This is a genomic window from Moraxella sp. CTOTU47616, assembly GCF_032017465.1.
GTDB classification, from domain to species: Bacteria; Pseudomonadota; Gammaproteobacteria; order Pseudomonadales; family Moraxellaceae; genus Faucicola; species Faucicola tetraodonis.
Genome location: NZ_DALZPU010000008.1, coordinates 53385 through 68167, shown reverse-complemented (window position 1 = coordinate 68167; position 14783 = coordinate 53385). Strand labels below are relative to the sequence as shown.

The window sequence follows — 14783 nt, the reverse complement described above, 5'->3', positions numbered from 1 at the left end:
AATATTGGTAAATCAATAGTGGCAAATTACTGCTGCGCTGCAAACTGCGCGTTAAGCTGTAGTATGTACTGGGGGCGTGTAGATACCATGACTTGACTATACAGTCGCTCGTCACCGCCCCCTGTTCGCACCCCGCGCACTGGCGCCGCATCGGCATAGTCACGCCCAAAGGCGATGTAAACATGGCAATTGGGGGTAAAATGTTGGTTAGAGATATCAAAGGTGTACCAATTACCCGCAAGCCACACCTCTGCCCATGCATGGCTTGCCATATGCGCTTGGGTTGCTTCATAAATATAACCCGATACATAGCGCGCTGCAATGCCTTTATCCCGTAGCAGTGCCAAAAACACATGGGTATGGTCTTGGCACACCCCAGCCGCCATTGCAAACGCTTGCTCTGCTGTGGTGCCGACATGGGTCACGCTTTTGGTATAGGGCATTTTATCGAGCAAGTCTTTTGCCAATGACTTGAGGATAGCTAACTGCGCATCGATGTCCTCACTTTGCAAAAACTGCTCAAGCGCGTCATGGGCAAAGTCACGCATGGCTTCGGAGCATTGGGTCAGCTTGGTGGGTACGGCAAAAATCTGATACGGCACTTGCTGATTGTCAGGGATAAATAAGGTATCAGCGTTAATTTCTACTTCCCCAAAGGCTTGAATTTGCAAGTTATTGTGCGGTTCGTGACGGCTTAGGGTGAGCCATTGGTTGCCAAAGCCATCCGTTTGCATTTGTGCGACTTTAGGCAGCATCACTTGCCAGTTATGGATGGTTTGGTGGGGTAAGGTCATCGGCGTCATGCGGATGTATTGCACACTGCGTAAGGCAAGTTGTTCATAAAAATAATTGGTTTGGTGGCTGATTATAAGTCTCATTGTGCTCTCACTAACTGCTTATTTTTGTCAAAATGATGGTAGTCATCTAATAGATTTGGCTTACACACCTTGCTGTAAAATATTTGAAAACGCGCCCGATAGTGACTGAAAATCTTTGGGTTGATTAGACTTTAACAGTTGATTGACCAATCGATCCAGCTCACGCCAGCGGGTGTTTTCTGGCAAGGTGTTAACAACCTCTTTAAGTTTTTGCACGCACTCACGGCAATCTTTTTTCATCAATATATGACAGTCCAGCGATTCAAAACATTGTCCGAGTTGCCAAAACGTGACCACAATCGGGTTTTCTTGTTGCATCGACGCATTGCAGGCATAGAGCTGTAGGCTGGCAGCGCGGTACGCTCCCGTATTGGCTAACCGTTTGATAAGGTTATAGAGTTCAGCCGTATCTTTACCAATAACGCCTTTGACGTCTTGGACATTTTGCTCGATAAAGCCAATGGTTTCTGGCACCTTTTTGTTGGCAAGATAGTCATATAGAGCATCGGCATCGGCTGAAATCGGCAAGCCAAGATTGTGCACGATGGCATCGACGTCTATTTGGTTGCACTGGTCATTTGACAGCCGTGTAATGATTTGTTCATAGTAGCGTAAGCGCTCACTGTATCGACCTAGCCATACTAAATAGCTCGCTGTTGATAACAGCAAAATTAAGCGATTATGGTTGATATTTTCATACGCCAATAAAGTCGATGATTGTGATTTTCGTTCATGGTTGGTTTGAATGGTGCCCAAATGAGCGGTGCCTTGTTTGCCGCTGAGTTTGCCATTGACGGTATCGACCACCCAAGTGTCTTTTACCCCACCGCCTTGGGATGAGTTGACCACCAATGAGCCTTCGGTCATTGCCACTCGCGTCAATCCGCCTGGCACAATATCTACCGTACCGTCACCATGTGACAACACAAAAGGACGCAAATCAATATGGCGCGGTGCGATGCCGCTTGCGACCGCGGTTGGGTTGGTGGACAAGCTAATAGTCGGCTGGGCGATAAACCCTGCTGGGTTGTCTAGTAAACGTTTGCGGTAAGCGGCAATTTGTTCTTTGCTTGAAGTCGGTCCTATCAACATCCCATAACCTCCCGAGCCCTGCGTTTCTTTAATCACCAACTCTGGCATATGGTCGAGCACATATGCCAACTCATCGGCATCACTGCATTGATAGGTTTGCACATTGGGTAAAATCGGTTTTTCACCCAAATAATACTCAATTATCTTGGGTACAAATGGATAAAGGCTTTTATCGTCAGCAATGCCTGTGCCTGGGGCGTTGGTTATCACCACATTGCCTGCGCGATACGCACTCATCAGCCCTGACACCCCCAAGATTGAATCGGGTAAAAACGCCAACGGATCCAAAAATGGGTCGTCAATACGGCGATAAATCACATCCACTTGTACCTTGCCGCGCACCCCTTGGATGTAGACATGGTTGTTTTCTACAATCAAATCATAGCCATGCACCAAGGGCACATTCATCTCACGCGCCAAAAACGCATGTTCGTAGTACGCACTGTTAAAACGTCCTGGGGTGAGTACCACGATTTGTGGGTCGTATTTGTTGGTGGTGCTCGATAGACACGCCTTTAACCGTTTTGGATAGTCCGCCACCGGTAACACCGATTGAGATTGGTAGAGCTTGCTTAGTAAGGTTTGCGACACATTGCGGCTCTCGAGCATATAAGAGACGCCAGAAGGGGTGCGTAAGTTGTCCTCAAGCACACAATATTGTCCGTGCTGGTCGCGAATCAAATCAATGCCGCTAATATGAGCATAGACGGGTTTATCCAAGTTGATACCCAGCATCCACGGCTCGTAGCCACTGTTTTTAAACACAAACTCGCTTGGCACAATGCCTTCTTTGACAATCGTCTGTTCGTGATAAATATCATGGATAAATTGATTGAGCGCGCGAATACGTTGTTGGCAGCCTTGTTCCATCACTTGCCATTCTTGAATGTCAATGATGCGCGGGATGATATCAAAGGGTATCATGCGCTCAATGTTGCTGGCATCGCTATACACAGTGAAGGTCACGCCGCGGCGATAAAAAATATCCGATGCTTGGTTATTCAAACTAATTAACGTGTCTGAATTCATCTCTTGAAGCCAAGCACCCACCTGTTGTGCCGAATGTCTATATTGCCCATCGGCGAGTTGCAGTTCATCAAATGCTTTGGCAATTGGCATTATTGGCTCCTTATGTATGACGAAAGAAGAAATAGTTTTTGCCTCCCGATGGCAGACATTTTCTTGACAGATTATGCTATAAATAACTTATTAAATAATTCATCAAGTTTCATGCCAAAAAAAACAAAACGAAAGGCTGTTAAATAGTTGAAAAATAGATTAAAAATCGCTCGATTTTGCACCAAAATTAGTCGAATTATTGAAGTTGGTGCAGTGTAAAACAAAAAATCTACGCCATAGGCGCATAAAAATCATGACATGAACCAAATTGATGCATGAGAAATATTTTGGTGAAAAATTAAACGAATATTTTTCTACTAAATTGTTGTTATATTAAAAATTTTTTTATTAAAAATTATTGCAACACATCATCAGATAATGCGCATACTAATAGCAATAGTCAATACCCAACTTGTACAATTCAAACAACATGAACCAGTCGGATGCCGGCTCCGTTGCCCAATTGACGCTAAGGCTCGTGACTTAAAGGAGAGAAACAGTTAACAGGCTAATCGTTTTTTATTAAATTATCCCCCAAAAAATCAATTAATAAGCGTATTTTTAAATTTAAAAATGCCCGATTCATATAGACCGCATAGATTGATACGTTGCTAAATGGCTGCTCAAACAATTTGACCAGTCGCCCTTGCCCAATCTCATCCTCAATCAGCCATTCGGGCAATATTGCAGCGCCCATGCCTGTCAGCGCCATCTGTGCCATCATCACAGTGTTATTACTGCTGTTATAGGGTTTGAGGGTGGTTGCCATGTGCGTATAGTTGGGTAAAATCCCGGGCAGGTCACTGAGCTCGTCTGCAGACGTAGGCGGCTCGTGCTGTGCAACAAAACGCGGACTTGCGACATAATAAAAATCTATTTTGCCCAGCGGTTTGACAATCAAATTATCTTGTGGCGTGTTGACCACCCGCAGCGCTAGGTCATAGCCCGCAGCAATCAAATCGGTGAAGCGATTTTCCAAATCAACCGTTAGCTCAATTTTGGGATAATCTTGCTGGAATTTGGCAAGCAGATTGACAAAATAGGGCGTGGCAAACCATACCGGTGCAATGATTCGCAGTTTTCCTTCCGGCAATACACTGCCATCGTGTGCCTTGGTTTTTGCCTGCTGCAAAATATCTAGGGCGTGTACCGCTTCTGCATAGTATTGTTGACCGACTTCAGTGAGGCTTAAATTACGGTTGTTGCGATTTAACAGCTTGGCTTGCACATAGGCTTCAAGGTGTTGTAAGTGTTTGCTGGTCATGGCAAGCGACATATCGAGTGCATCAGCGGCTTTGGTAAAACTGCCTTTTTCTACGATGGTGCGAAACACTTGCAAGCTTTTGAGCGTATCCATGCGTATCCTTCAGTGAGTTAATGTTTCCAGTGAATTAACGCTTGAATGCGTCATGTTAATTATCAACTAATAAGAAATAATATATCAATATTTTATGTGTTTTTCTCTTAATAAGATATCACTATAATGGCGTCATCACATATATTCATGACTTTAACTTTAGACTAATAGGATACAACAATGAACAATGTTTCTCGATATCAACCTTATGTACTTGGCTTGTTTCGCATCGTACTGGGCTACACCTTTATGCTACATGGCATGGCAAAATTATTTGGAGTGCCGCATGTGGCGATGTTTGATGGTTTGCAATTGTTTTCGCTGATGGGCTTAGCAGGCGTGTTAGAATTGGTCGGTGGCGTTTTGCTGATTTTGGGCTGGTTCACGCGTCCTGTCGCTTTTATTCTGTCAGGTCAAATGGCGGTGGCATACTTTATGATGCACGCAGGCATTGATAATTTTTGGTTGCCACTGCTGAATCAAGGGGAAGCCGCTGTACTGTATAGCTTTGCTTTCTTATACTTATCTGTTGCAGGCGCGGGTGCTTTCTCCATTGATAATCGTGGACAAGCTGTCAGTGCCTAGTTAATCAAAATCTTAGCTAATAAAAATTTTAGTTGATAAAAGTTTTAGGTGATAACAATAGGAGGTCGCCATGAAGGGTTTAACATTAACTGATGTATTAGGCGCAAGCATTGACAAGCCAACGCTGCCTAGTTTATTTATCTCGCATGGTGCACCAACGATTGCGATTGAAGATACGCCGTTTACTCAGGCGCTGCATCAGCTCGGTGCAGCTTTACCCAAGCCTAGGCTTATCATCATCATGTCGGCGCACTGGGAAAGTGGCGAGTGGCTGATCAATGCCAATCCAGCCCCCCGCACTTTACATGATTTTGGGGGCTTTCCTAAAGCGTTATTTGAAATCCAATACCCCGCAGCCGGTCATCCAGCCGCTGCGCAAAGTATCGCCAAGCAGCTAGCGCAAATGCAAGTGGCGGTTAAAGTGGTCGACAATCAACCATTTGATCATGGTGTCTGGACACCGCTGCTACACATGTACCCCAATGCCGATGTGCCAATCGTGCAGGTGTCGTTGCCACACGGGTTTAGCCCCAGTCAGTTGTATCAACTTGGGCAGTTGTTTGCGCCGCTACGGCAACAAGGGGTGTTGATTGTGGCATCGGGTAGTATTACCCATAACTTATATAATGTGCGTTTTAACAGTCAACAGATTGAGCCGCAAGCCAAAACCTTTAAATACTGGATAATAGATCAGCTAAAAGCCAATGACAAAACGATGTTTGATTGGCAGACGCATAGCTTGGCGCGCCACAATCACCCAACGCCCGAGCATTTACTGCCTGTATTTTTTGCGCGGGGCGCAGGGGATGTGATGTCGGTAGTGCATGAAAGCTTTGCTCACTACAATCTGGGTATGGATATCTATCGGTTTGATTAGTGGATAAAAAGGCGAATTAACCGCAGTAAATTTGCCTTATCATCAATCTATCGCGCAAGCTTTACAAGGCTTCATAAGAATGTCATTTGCATAGCTTATGATTTTACCATTTTTACCCAATATCATAGCGGTTGGCTAAGCTTCAAAAAAAGCCTCAAAAAAAGCCATTATTCTAGGATAATGGCTTTTTTATGGCGACAAAAAAGTTTTGATAACTACCCCTTAGGGATTAAGTTGAAAATTGTTTACTTGTATGTAAAGGATTGTAGCTAGCCTTCAGCAACGCTGCTATCAATCCTCAATATCTGCTAAAATAATACAGATAATTTTAAACTACTGATAATCAATTATGGGTTTATTTCGTTTTTTTGAAAATCGTCTGGAAGTCTATCCAGAAGACAATTACAACCTACCGACGGATAATTTTTTAAAGTTTCTGTGGGCGTGTACCAAGGGTCTGCGCGGTTGGATTTTTGCCTTCATGTTCTTGACAGGCTTGATAGGTGTGTATGAGTCGCTACTGTACAAGTGGATTGGCGATATCGTCAATTGGCTGGGTGCCTATACGCCCGCTAATCTGTGGGCAGAAAAAGCCGATAGTTTGCTAATGATGGCGGCCGTGTTGGTGGTCAGCCCAATTTTGGTGGGCTTAAGCTCGCTGATTCATTTTCAGACTTTGCAAGGCGTGTTCCCGATGCAGATGCGTTGGCGTTTTCACCGTCAAATGCTCGGTCAATCCATGCAGTTTTATCAAGACGAGTTTTCTGGTCGGGTGTCTGCCAAGGTGATGCAAACCGCGCTTGCAGTGCGCGATACCATTATGACCATTGCCGACATGCTGGTGTATGTATTGGTGTATTTTGTCAGTAGTGGCATTATTTTATTTAACCTTGACGGTTGGTTACTCATCCCATTTTTGTTGTGGATGGTGATGTTCTTTGCCACTGTGGCGTATTTTATCCCCAAGCTTAAAAACTCTGCCAGTCGCCAAGCCGATGCCCGTGCCTTGATGACAGGGCGGATTACGGATGCGTATGCCAATATCACGACGGTCAAATTATTTAGCCACTCTCGCCGTGAGCTGACCTATGCCAAAGATGCGATGAGCCAGTTTTTGGATACGGTGCATGAGCAAATGCGCTGGGTGTCCCGCCTTGAGCTGGTCAATCATTTGATTAATGTGGTATTGGTCGGTACTACGGTGGCGCTCGGTTTGTACCTGTGGTATTACAACGGCTTAAGCGTAGGGGCGATTGCGGCAGCGACTGCAATGGCGATGCGTCTTAACGGGTTGACCCACTGGATAATGTGGCAAACGGCGGCATTGTTTGAGAATATTGGTACCGTACAGGACGGCATGAAAACCTTGTCAAAACCGCATACCGTGGTAGATAAGCCGAACGCTAGGGACTTACTTATCACGCAAGGCAAAATCAACTTTAGCCATGTCGATTTTAATTATGGTCGCAGTGGCAATAAAACCAATGACGCCGATGCCAAGCAAAAACTACTCGATGATTTTAACCTTGAGATTAAAACGGGTGAAAAAATCGGTCTAGTGGGACGCTCTGGCGCAGGTAAATCAACCTTGGTGAATTTGCTACTGCGTTTTTATGATGTCGATGGGGGCGCGATTTTGATTGATAATCAAAATATCAGCGATGTCACCCAAGAGAGCTTACGCCAACAAATCGGCATGGTTACTCAAGATACCTCACTACTACACCGCACCGTGCGAGAAAATATTGCCTATGGTCGCCCAGATGCCACCGATGAGCAAATCATCAGCGCCGCCAAACAAGCCCATGCGTGGGAGTTTATCCAACATTTAAGCGATGCCAAAGGCAATGTCGGCTTGGATACCCAAGTCGGTGAACGTGGCGTCAAGCTCTCGGGTGGACAACGCCAGCGCATTGCCATCGCCCGTGTGATGCTCAAAAATGCGCCGATTTTGCTGCTGGATGAAGCGACCTCGGCACTCGATAGCGAAGTGGAATACGCTATCACTGACAGTCTCAACGATATGATGGCAGGCAAGACCGTGATTGCGATTGCCCACCGATTGTCGACGATTGCGTCGATGGATAGATTGGTGGTGATGGATAGAGGGCAAATCGTCGAGCAAGGTAGCCATGGTGAGCTTCTAGCTCAAAATGGTGTATATGCCAAATTATGGGCAAGACAAAGCGGCGGTTTTCTTGGCGAAGATGATTAAATAAAAGAAGTGCTAACTTACAATAGATTTGATACCGCCCAACGGCAAGGGTGAATGCCAAGTCACAAAAGGGGTAGCCATAATTTTTCACTGGGTCTTATAATCAAGTAACCAAGTCAATTTTTAGTCACCTTTTAGTCACTAAAAAGTGGCTAGAAAAGTGATTAATTAGGACAATTGGCATGGAAGAACAACGCATCAATCTAAATGGCAAAAACGCCAAATACTATAACATCAAAAACCCCACCGCCAGCCAGACTGCCCATTTTTACGGCGGTAACGGCTTTGCCTTAGGCGTCTATGAGCCGCTCTTGAACGATTTATCGCAACATCTTAATATTACCGCGCTAACCATGCGGGGCGAATGGTACGATAAACCGACCGAAACCGCGCTGACGCGGGAACAGGACGCCGATATCTTGATTGAGTTCTTGCAAGCCACTCTAGCAGAGCGAGACGGCAAGCCCGTCATCGGTATCGGACATTCGCAAGGGGCAACTGCCACCACCATGGCAGCTGCCAAACGCCCAGACTTGTTTAGCGCGCTTTATTTGCTTGAGCCTGTCACCTTTACCAACCAGCAAGGCAAGCTTTACAGCCTAGTGCCACGCATGGTAAAAATGACTCGAGAACCCTTTAAAAGCACCCAAGTTAAACAAGCCGACTGGCCCAGTGTGGATGCGTATTATCAGTTTCTTCGCCGTCATAAAGCGTACAAACGTATCAGTGATGAACACCTTTTAACCTATGCCAAAAATAGTTTAGAGGCAGGTGAGCAGGGTAAACTCACGTTACGTTTTTCACCCAAGCAAGAACTCGCCAATTATTTTGGCACACCACTGATTATAAAGCCGTTACAACAGCTCATTGCCGACAACAAAGTGCCTGTGCAGTTAATCATCGGTAAGCCGTCGATGTTTATCAGTCAACAAGTGCGTCAGATGTGGGATACATTCGTGCCCAATGAGCAAATAACAGTGCTCAATGACTATGGACATTTACTGCCACTGGAAGCACCAGAATTATGCGCCAAGCTCATTTTTCAAAAGCTGAAGTTGACAAGCTAACATGACATTATTTGCCGCCAATCCCAACGAGAATTTATTGCCCTACGATGGTATTGTCAATGATTTTGGGCAGGTTTTTGACAGCCCCGCTTATGAGCCCAATGCGCTTTATCGGCATTTTTTAACGCAGTTACCTTGGCAGCATGACGTTGTCACAATTTTTGGCAAAACCCATGTCACCCATCGCCAAATCGTGTGGATGAGTGAAAACGATTACCACTATTCTGGGCAACGCAAGACGGCAACGCCTTGGACCGCGGATGTTTTGGCATTAAAACAGCACATAGAATTGCTACTGGCTGAGCAACAGATGAGCGCAAATTTTAACGCCTGTTTGTTTAATTATTACCCCACAGGCGATGATGGTATGGGCTACCATGCCGATAATGAAAGCGAACTGGGTAATGAACCCATTATCGCGTCTGTCTCATTAGGGGCAACGCGTAAATTTGTATTCAAGCACCGTATCACCAAGGAAAAAGTCGAGATTCCTTTGCAAAATGGACAGCTAATTGTCATGCGTGGACAAACCCAGCGCCATTGGTTACACAGCCTGCCTAAGACCAAAAAAGTAACGGAAGGTAGAATTAATCTGACCTTCCGTCATATAGCGAATTAAATATCATTTAGCTATCGAGAAGCGCCTGCGCCGCAGCAATATCGAGGGTACCTTCATAAATAGCACGGCCTGTAATGATACCTTCAAGATAATCACTGTAGGGTTTTAGGTTTTCGATGTCTTGTAAGTCCGTCACCCCACCTGAGGCAATCACCGGAATACCACCTTCTTTTGCCAAGTTGACCGTTTGCTCGACATTGACGCCTTGCATCATGCCATCACGTGCAATATCAGTATAGACGATAGAAGATACGCCTGCATCGGCAAAGCGTTTTGCCAAATCCACCGCTTTGACATCGGTGACATTTGCCCAGCCATGTGTCGCTACCATGCCGTCTTTGGCATCAATACCTACAATGATATGACCGGCAAATTCTTGACACGCTTGTTCAACAAATTCAGGTTGTTCGACTGCTTTGGTACCGATAATAATATAGCTCAAACCCGCTTCTAAATAATGACGGATGGTATCAAGGCTACGGATACCGCCACCGAGTTGAATGGGTAAATTTGGGTAGGCTTTGGCAATCGCGGTGACGACGTCTTTATGCACCGGCACGCCATCGAAAGCACCGTTTAAATCCACCAAATGCAGGCGTCGAGCGCCTTCTTTTACCCAGCGGCTTGCCATTGCGACAGGGTCATCACTAAATACGGTATCGTCTTCCATACGCCCTTGTTTGAGGCGGACACATTTGCCGTCTTTGAGGTCAATGGCAGGGATAATTAAAGTTGGCGTAGTTGATAACGTCGTCATGGGGTTGTCCTGTTGTCAGTTGGCGCAAAGTTGAGCTAGGTTAGTCAAAATGCGTGTCGCTAGAATTTGGCGATAATTTTACCGTATAATGCCAACTAAGGTTAAGATATTTTGCATGTGGGTATTAGCATAACAGGGGGAAGGACAATGTTATACGTGGTGATAGCAGGGATTTTTATATTAGGGTATATGGCGATTGCCTTTGAGCACAACATCCATGTCAACAAAGCTGCCAGCGCGCTACTGACTGCGATTGCGTTATGGGTACTGCTGACCTTTGGTATCGATACGCTTGTTGCCAACCATTCGGTGACCGCCAGTCTTGCCAATCATCAAGATTCTTTGCATTTTGTCGGCGAGCAGTTACGTGAGCATTTGGCAGAAATCGCCGAGATTTTGTTCTTCTTGATGGGCGCGATGGCGATTGTTGAGCTGATTGATGCGCATGATGGCTTTCGAGTGATTACCGATAAAATTCATACCAAAAATGCCAGTAAGCTACTCGCCATTATTACCATTATCACCTTTTTTCTCTCATCGTTACTCGACAACTTAACCACCACCATTGTGATGGTATCACTGGTGTCAAAAATCATCGATGACCAAAAAATGCGATGGTATTTTGCCGGTCTTATTGTGATTGCGGCCAATGCGGGCGGTGCTTGGTCACCTGTGGGTGATGTCACCACCACCATGCTATGGATTGGCGGGCAGATTACTGCAACGGGTATTATGGCAAATGTGTTTATCCCAAGTATCGTATGTACGTTAATCCCCATGGGCTTGGTGATGATGCAGCTAAAAGGTCAAACCGTGACCGCGCCTGTACTGCCAAGCGGACAAGAATCTGACAGTGAATTGGCTAGTATGCCTATAGAGCAGCGTATCGAAAGCCTACGTGCTACCATCAAATCAAACGCCCAAGACAGCATCAGTCAAAAAACGCGCATGACAGTGTTACTGCTAGGGTTGGGTGCATTGGCATTTGTGCCAATTTTTAAAACCATTACCCATTTGCCGCCTTATGTCGGCGTGTTGTTTGGCTTGGCTGTACTGTGGATGGTCACTGAAATCATGCACCGTCACCAAGATAATTATATCCGTGAGCGTATCGGGGTTGAAGGCGTATTAAGCCGTATTGATATTCCCAGTATTTTATTTTTCCTCGGTATTTTATTGGCGGTGGCAGCACTTGCCACTGCGGGCATACTCGGTGACGTAGCAAAATGGCTGGATGCCACTTTTGGCAATGTGTATGTCATCAACGTCATGATTGGCTTGTTATCCTCAATCGTGGACAACGTGCCTTTGGTGGCAGGGGCAATGAATATGTATCCGCTGACCACCGATGCCAATATCGCGCAAGCGGCGGCAGCAGAAGCGGCGCGCCTTGAGCTGTTTCGTCAAGATGGCATGTTTTGGGAGTTTTTGGCTTATTGTGCGGGGACAGGCGGTAGCTGTTTGATTATCGGCTCAGCCGCGGGCGTGGCAGCGATGGGCATGGAGAAAATCCCGTTTATGTGGTACATGAAAAAAATCACTTGGCTTGCACTGATTGGCTATCTGGTCGGGGCAGGGGTGTATGTGCTGATTGAAACCATGATTCGATAATACGATAATTGGCTATTGACATAATAAGCTATTCAATCATTAAACAAGGCGCAAATGAGCGCCTTTTTTATGGACTGGTTTTATGGACTGGTGAGCGATGCTATCGCTTCAATGTGATTAAACTTGCGCTAAATATAAAAAGTCAAAATTTACCCCAAAAAGCTATTGATTTTGATAAAAATATGCTAAACTATTGCCCTTTTTGGTGTACCTAAACTTTGCTAAAACTGTATTTATGCCGTTTTTTCAATTGTTTGGGTCTTTTAGGCTCTAACCACTGAACTAGATTCAATTGATTGCATTCACAGAGAGAACATTATGGTAGTTATCCGTTTACAACGCGGTGGTGCGAAAAAACGCCCATTTTATCAAATCGTGGTAACCGACTCACGCAATGCCCGTGACGGTCGTTACATCGAAAACATCGGGTTCTTTAACCCACTAGCGCAAGGTCAAGAAGTGCCAGTACGCATCAACGCTGACGCTTACCAAGCATGGATCAACAAAGGTGCACAACCTTCTGACCGTGTTGCCGCTTTATTTAAAGCAGCTAGCAAAGCACAAGCAACTGCTTAATTTTTTATAAAAATTAAGTAGAGCGGACTTTAATATGGCAAAACAACCAACAGACTTGCATACCAATGAGGCTAACACATCGCTGTTTAAAATCGGCGAGCTAAAAAAGCCTTATGGCATTCATGGCTGGCTATGGGTATTTAGCTTTACTGAAGACCGTGAAGCGATATTTCATATGCAGCCTTGGGTCATCAATACTGCCATGGGTCAAAAGGCCTTAACGGTAAAAAACTGGCGACAACAAGGTAAAGGCTACGTGGTACAACTTAACGAAGTACCCGACCGCAATATCGCAGAAACCATGTTTGGTGTAAGCCTTTGGGCAGAAAAAAACAATCTGTCTGAGCTTGCAGAAGACGAATATTATTGGTCAGATTTGATTGGCTTGACAGTGATTAGCCAGTCAGAAAATGTCATTTTAGGACGTGTAAAAGAGCTGTTTGAAACAGGGGCACATGCCATTATGGTGGTCGAACCGACTGCGGATAGTGTGGATGGTGAAGAACGACTGATTCCTTGGCACAAACAGACCATTGGCGAGGTAAATTTAGCCAAGCAAACCCTGATGGTCGATTGGGGCAGTGATTATTAAACATTGATAACTAGCATTGATGATTAATCGTTGCGTGTTCGTCGTTGATGGGTGCTTAGCATTTATTCGATGGGAGTTGTCAATCAACAAGGCGTTGTTAATGCCAAGCTAAAGTGAGTGTAGCGTATGTTTTTTGCGGTAATAACCATTTTGCCCGAAATGTTTGCTAGTATTACTGACTTTGGCATCACTGGGCGGGCGCTGGCTCGCAAGCAAGCGGAAATCTTGCTGATTAACCCAAGAGACTTTACCACAGACAATTATCGGCGTATCGATGAGCGTCCGTTTGGTGGAGGGCCTGGTATGGTAATGATGGCAGAGCCGTTACAAAAAGCCATCGACTACGCCAAAACGCAAGCCAATGCGCGCGGTAAAACCTGTCCTGTGGTGTATTTGTCGCCACAAGGCAAGACACTGAGCGAAAGCAGAGTGCTTGATTTTTGCCAATATGACGGCTTGATTTTGTTATGCGGTCGTTATGAAGGCATCGATGAAAGACTACTGAGTCAGTATGTCGATATCGAATGCTCAATTGGTGATTATGTGCTCACAGGGGGCGAATTGCCCGCGATGGTATTGATGGATAGTGTGATACGCCGATTGCCCAATGTGATGGGCGATGATTTATCGGCGCAGCAAGACTCCTTTGTGGATGGCTTGCTCGATTGTCCACAATATACCAAACCGACTGAATTTCAAGGGATGAAAGTGCCTGACGTGCTGTTGTCAGGGCATCATGCCAATATCGCCAAGTGGCGATTTATTCAGCAGGCAACACGCACCCAGCTAAGACGTCCTGATTTGTGGCAAGCCTTTGTGCCAACCAAACAGCAACAAAAATGGCTGACAGAAGCAGCGCAATCTGCTAAAGACAGCCACCCAGATTCATCCACTTGACGGATGCCTAATCGTGTCGATTGCTATCAAGACACATAAAATTAGCGGGGAGTATGCGCATTTGCTGACATCAACTAACTTTAGTCAGCTTAGCCTCTGTCCCCAGTGAGAGGAGAAAATCTCATGAGTAACAAACATCCTTTGGTTCAACAAATCGAAAATAGCCAGCTTAAGCAAGACGTACCAAGTTTTGGTCCTGGTGACACTGTTGTCGTACAAGTAAAAGTGCGTGAAGGCGACCGTGAGCGTCTACAAGCATTTGAAGGTGTTGTTATCGCTAAACGTAACCGCGGCTTAAACTCTGCGTTTACCGTACGTAAAATCTCTAGTGGTGTAGGTGTTGAACGTGCGTTCCAAACCCATTCACCACAAATTGCAAAAATTGAAGTAAAACGTCGTGGTGATGTACGCCGTGCCAAACTTTACTACCTACGTGACCGTTCTGGTAAATCAGCACGTATCCGTGAAAAACTGTCAGTGCGTAAAGAAGAAGCGCAAGCTTAAGGCTTTAACTGCGTTATTTATTATCTGCCTAAATGGG

Annotated in this window: 14 protein-coding genes; 10 read left to right on the top strand and 4 right to left on the bottom strand. The window is 45.4% G+C overall.

Translation table 11 applies throughout. The annotated features are described in order from the left end of the window. Positions 1–26 precede the first annotated feature (26 nt). The 3 genes from RTS10_RS09440 to RTS10_RS09430 form a co-directional block, all read right to left on the bottom strand. Positions 27–878 (bottom strand): transglutaminase family protein, encoded by an 852-nt coding sequence (locus RTS10_RS09440; protein WP_312540089.1) that lies wholly within the window; start codon positions 876–878, stop codon positions 27–29. Between the two features lie 60 nt (positions 879–938). Next, positions 939–3089, bottom strand: coding sequence for a circularly permuted type 2 ATP-grasp protein (locus RTS10_RS09435; RefSeq protein WP_312540088.1), 2151 nt, complete (start codon positions 3087–3089; stop codon positions 939–941). 508 nt (positions 3090–3597) lie between these two features. Beyond that, positions 3598–4446 (bottom strand): LysR family transcriptional regulator, encoded by an 849-nt coding sequence (locus RTS10_RS09430; protein ID WP_312523163.1) that lies wholly within the window; start codon positions 4444–4446, stop codon positions 3598–3600. A 180-nt stretch (positions 4447–4626) separates the two neighbouring features. Here RTS10_RS09430 and RTS10_RS09425 point away from each other — a divergent pair, with 180 nt between their 5' ends. The 5 genes from RTS10_RS09425 (at position 4627) to RTS10_RS09405 (ending at position 9809) form a co-directional block, all read left to right on the top strand. Continuing rightward, a complete protein-coding gene (locus tag RTS10_RS09425) occupies positions 4627–5031 on the top strand; it encodes a DoxX family protein (RefSeq protein WP_312523164.1) in 405 nt (134 codons plus the stop codon). 70 nt (positions 5032–5101) lie between these two features. Further along, positions 5102–5908, top strand: a complete 807-nt coding sequence (locus RTS10_RS09420; protein ID WP_312523166.1) for a DODA-type extradiol aromatic ring-opening family dioxygenase — start codon at positions 5102–5104, stop codon at positions 5906–5908. Positions 5909–6257: 349 nt separating this feature from the next. Beyond that, on the top strand, positions 6258–8123 hold the full coding sequence (locus RTS10_RS09415) for an ABC transporter ATP-binding protein (protein ID WP_312540087.1): 1866 nt from the start codon (positions 6258–6260) through the stop codon (positions 8121–8123). Between the two features lie 182 nt (positions 8124–8305). Further along, entirely contained in the window at positions 8306–9190 is an 885-nt protein-coding gene (locus RTS10_RS09410; RefSeq protein ID WP_312540086.1) for an alpha/beta fold hydrolase, read from the top strand. Between the two features lies 1 nt (position 9191). Then, positions 9192–9809, top strand: a complete 618-nt coding sequence (locus tag RTS10_RS09405; protein ID WP_312540085.1) for an alpha-ketoglutarate-dependent dioxygenase AlkB family protein — start codon at positions 9192–9194, stop codon at positions 9807–9809. Between the two features lie 7 nt (positions 9810–9816). Here the strand turns inward: RTS10_RS09405 and hisA are convergent, their stop codons facing one another. After that, positions 9817–10566, bottom strand: coding sequence for a 1-(5-phosphoribosyl)-5-[(5-phosphoribosylamino)methylideneamino]imidazole-4-carboxamide isomerase (gene hisA / locus RTS10_RS09400; RefSeq protein WP_095356674.1), 750 nt, complete (start codon positions 10564–10566; stop codon positions 9817–9819). Between the two features lie 147 nt (positions 10567–10713). Here hisA and nhaD point away from each other — a divergent pair, with 147 nt between their 5' ends. The 5 genes from nhaD (at position 10714) to rplS (ending at position 14746) form a co-directional block, all read left to right on the top strand. Further along, on the top strand, positions 10714–12177 hold the full coding sequence (gene nhaD / locus RTS10_RS09395) for a sodium:proton antiporter NhaD (protein ID WP_312540084.1): 1464 nt from the start codon (positions 10714–10716) through the stop codon (positions 12175–12177). A gap of 318 nt (positions 12178–12495) precedes the next feature. Further along, positions 12496–12753 (top strand): 30S ribosomal protein S16, encoded by a 258-nt coding sequence (gene rpsP / locus RTS10_RS09390; RefSeq protein ID WP_128681602.1) that lies wholly within the window; start codon positions 12496–12498, stop codon positions 12751–12753. Between the two features lie 34 nt (positions 12754–12787). After that, positions 12788–13345: a ribosome maturation factor RimM gene (gene rimM, locus RTS10_RS09385; protein WP_312540082.1), complete on the top strand. Its 558-nt coding sequence runs from the start codon at positions 12788–12790 to the stop codon at positions 13343–13345. 126 nt (positions 13346–13471) lie between these two features. Further along, positions 13472–14242 carry a tRNA (guanosine(37)-N1)-methyltransferase TrmD gene (gene trmD, locus RTS10_RS09380; protein WP_312540081.1) on the top strand — a complete coding sequence of 257 codons (771 nt, stop codon included), beginning with the start codon at positions 13472–13474 and terminating at the stop codon, positions 14240–14242. Between the two features lie 123 nt (positions 14243–14365). After that, positions 14366–14746: a 50S ribosomal protein L19 gene (rplS, locus tag RTS10_RS09375; protein WP_007115984.1), complete on the top strand. Its 381-nt coding sequence runs from the start codon at positions 14366–14368 to the stop codon at positions 14744–14746. Positions 14747–14783: the final 37 nt, after the last annotated feature.

What these genes read in the sequence shown, in the direction of transcription:
- RTS10_RS09440 (WP_312540089.1), bottom strand. Translation starts at nt 878, where the DNA reads ATGAGACTTATAATCAGCCACCAAACCAATTATTTTTATGAACAACTT.
- RTS10_RS09435 (WP_312540088.1), bottom strand. Translation starts at nt 3,089, where the DNA reads ATGCCAATTGCCAAAGCATTTGATGAACTGCAACTCGCCGATGGGCAA.
- RTS10_RS09430 (WP_312523163.1), bottom strand. Translation starts at nt 4,446, where the DNA reads ATGGATACGCTCAAAAGCTTGCAAGTGTTTCGCACCATCGTAGAAAAA.
- RTS10_RS09425 (WP_312523164.1), top strand. Translation starts at nt 4,627, where the DNA reads ATGAACAATGTTTCTCGATATCAACCTTATGTACTTGGCTTGTTTCGC.
- RTS10_RS09420 (WP_312523166.1), top strand. Translation starts at nt 5,102, where the DNA reads ATGAAGGGTTTAACATTAACTGATGTATTAGGCGCAAGCATTGACAAG.
- RTS10_RS09415 (WP_312540087.1), top strand. Translation starts at nt 6,258, where the DNA reads ATGGGTTTATTTCGTTTTTTTGAAAATCGTCTGGAAGTCTATCCAGAA.
- RTS10_RS09410 (WP_312540086.1), top strand. Translation starts at nt 8,306, where the DNA reads ATGGAAGAACAACGCATCAATCTAAATGGCAAAAACGCCAAATACTAT.
- RTS10_RS09405 (WP_312540085.1), top strand. Translation starts at nt 9,192, where the DNA reads ATGACATTATTTGCCGCCAATCCCAACGAGAATTTATTGCCCTACGAT.
- hisA (WP_095356674.1), bottom strand. Translation starts at nt 10,566, where the DNA reads ATGACGACGTTATCAACTACGCCAACTTTAATTATCCCTGCCATTGAC.
- nhaD (WP_312540084.1), top strand. Translation starts at nt 10,714, where the DNA reads ATGTTATACGTGGTGATAGCAGGGATTTTTATATTAGGGTATATGGCG.
- rpsP (WP_128681602.1), top strand. Translation starts at nt 12,496, where the DNA reads ATGGTAGTTATCCGTTTACAACGCGGTGGTGCGAAAAAACGCCCATTT.
- rimM (WP_312540082.1), top strand. Translation starts at nt 12,788, where the DNA reads ATGGCAAAACAACCAACAGACTTGCATACCAATGAGGCTAACACATCG.
- trmD (WP_312540081.1), top strand. Translation starts at nt 13,472, where the DNA reads ATGTTTTTTGCGGTAATAACCATTTTGCCCGAAATGTTTGCTAGTATT.
- rplS (WP_007115984.1), top strand. Translation starts at nt 14,366, where the DNA reads ATGAGTAACAAACATCCTTTGGTTCAACAAATCGAAAATAGCCAGCTT.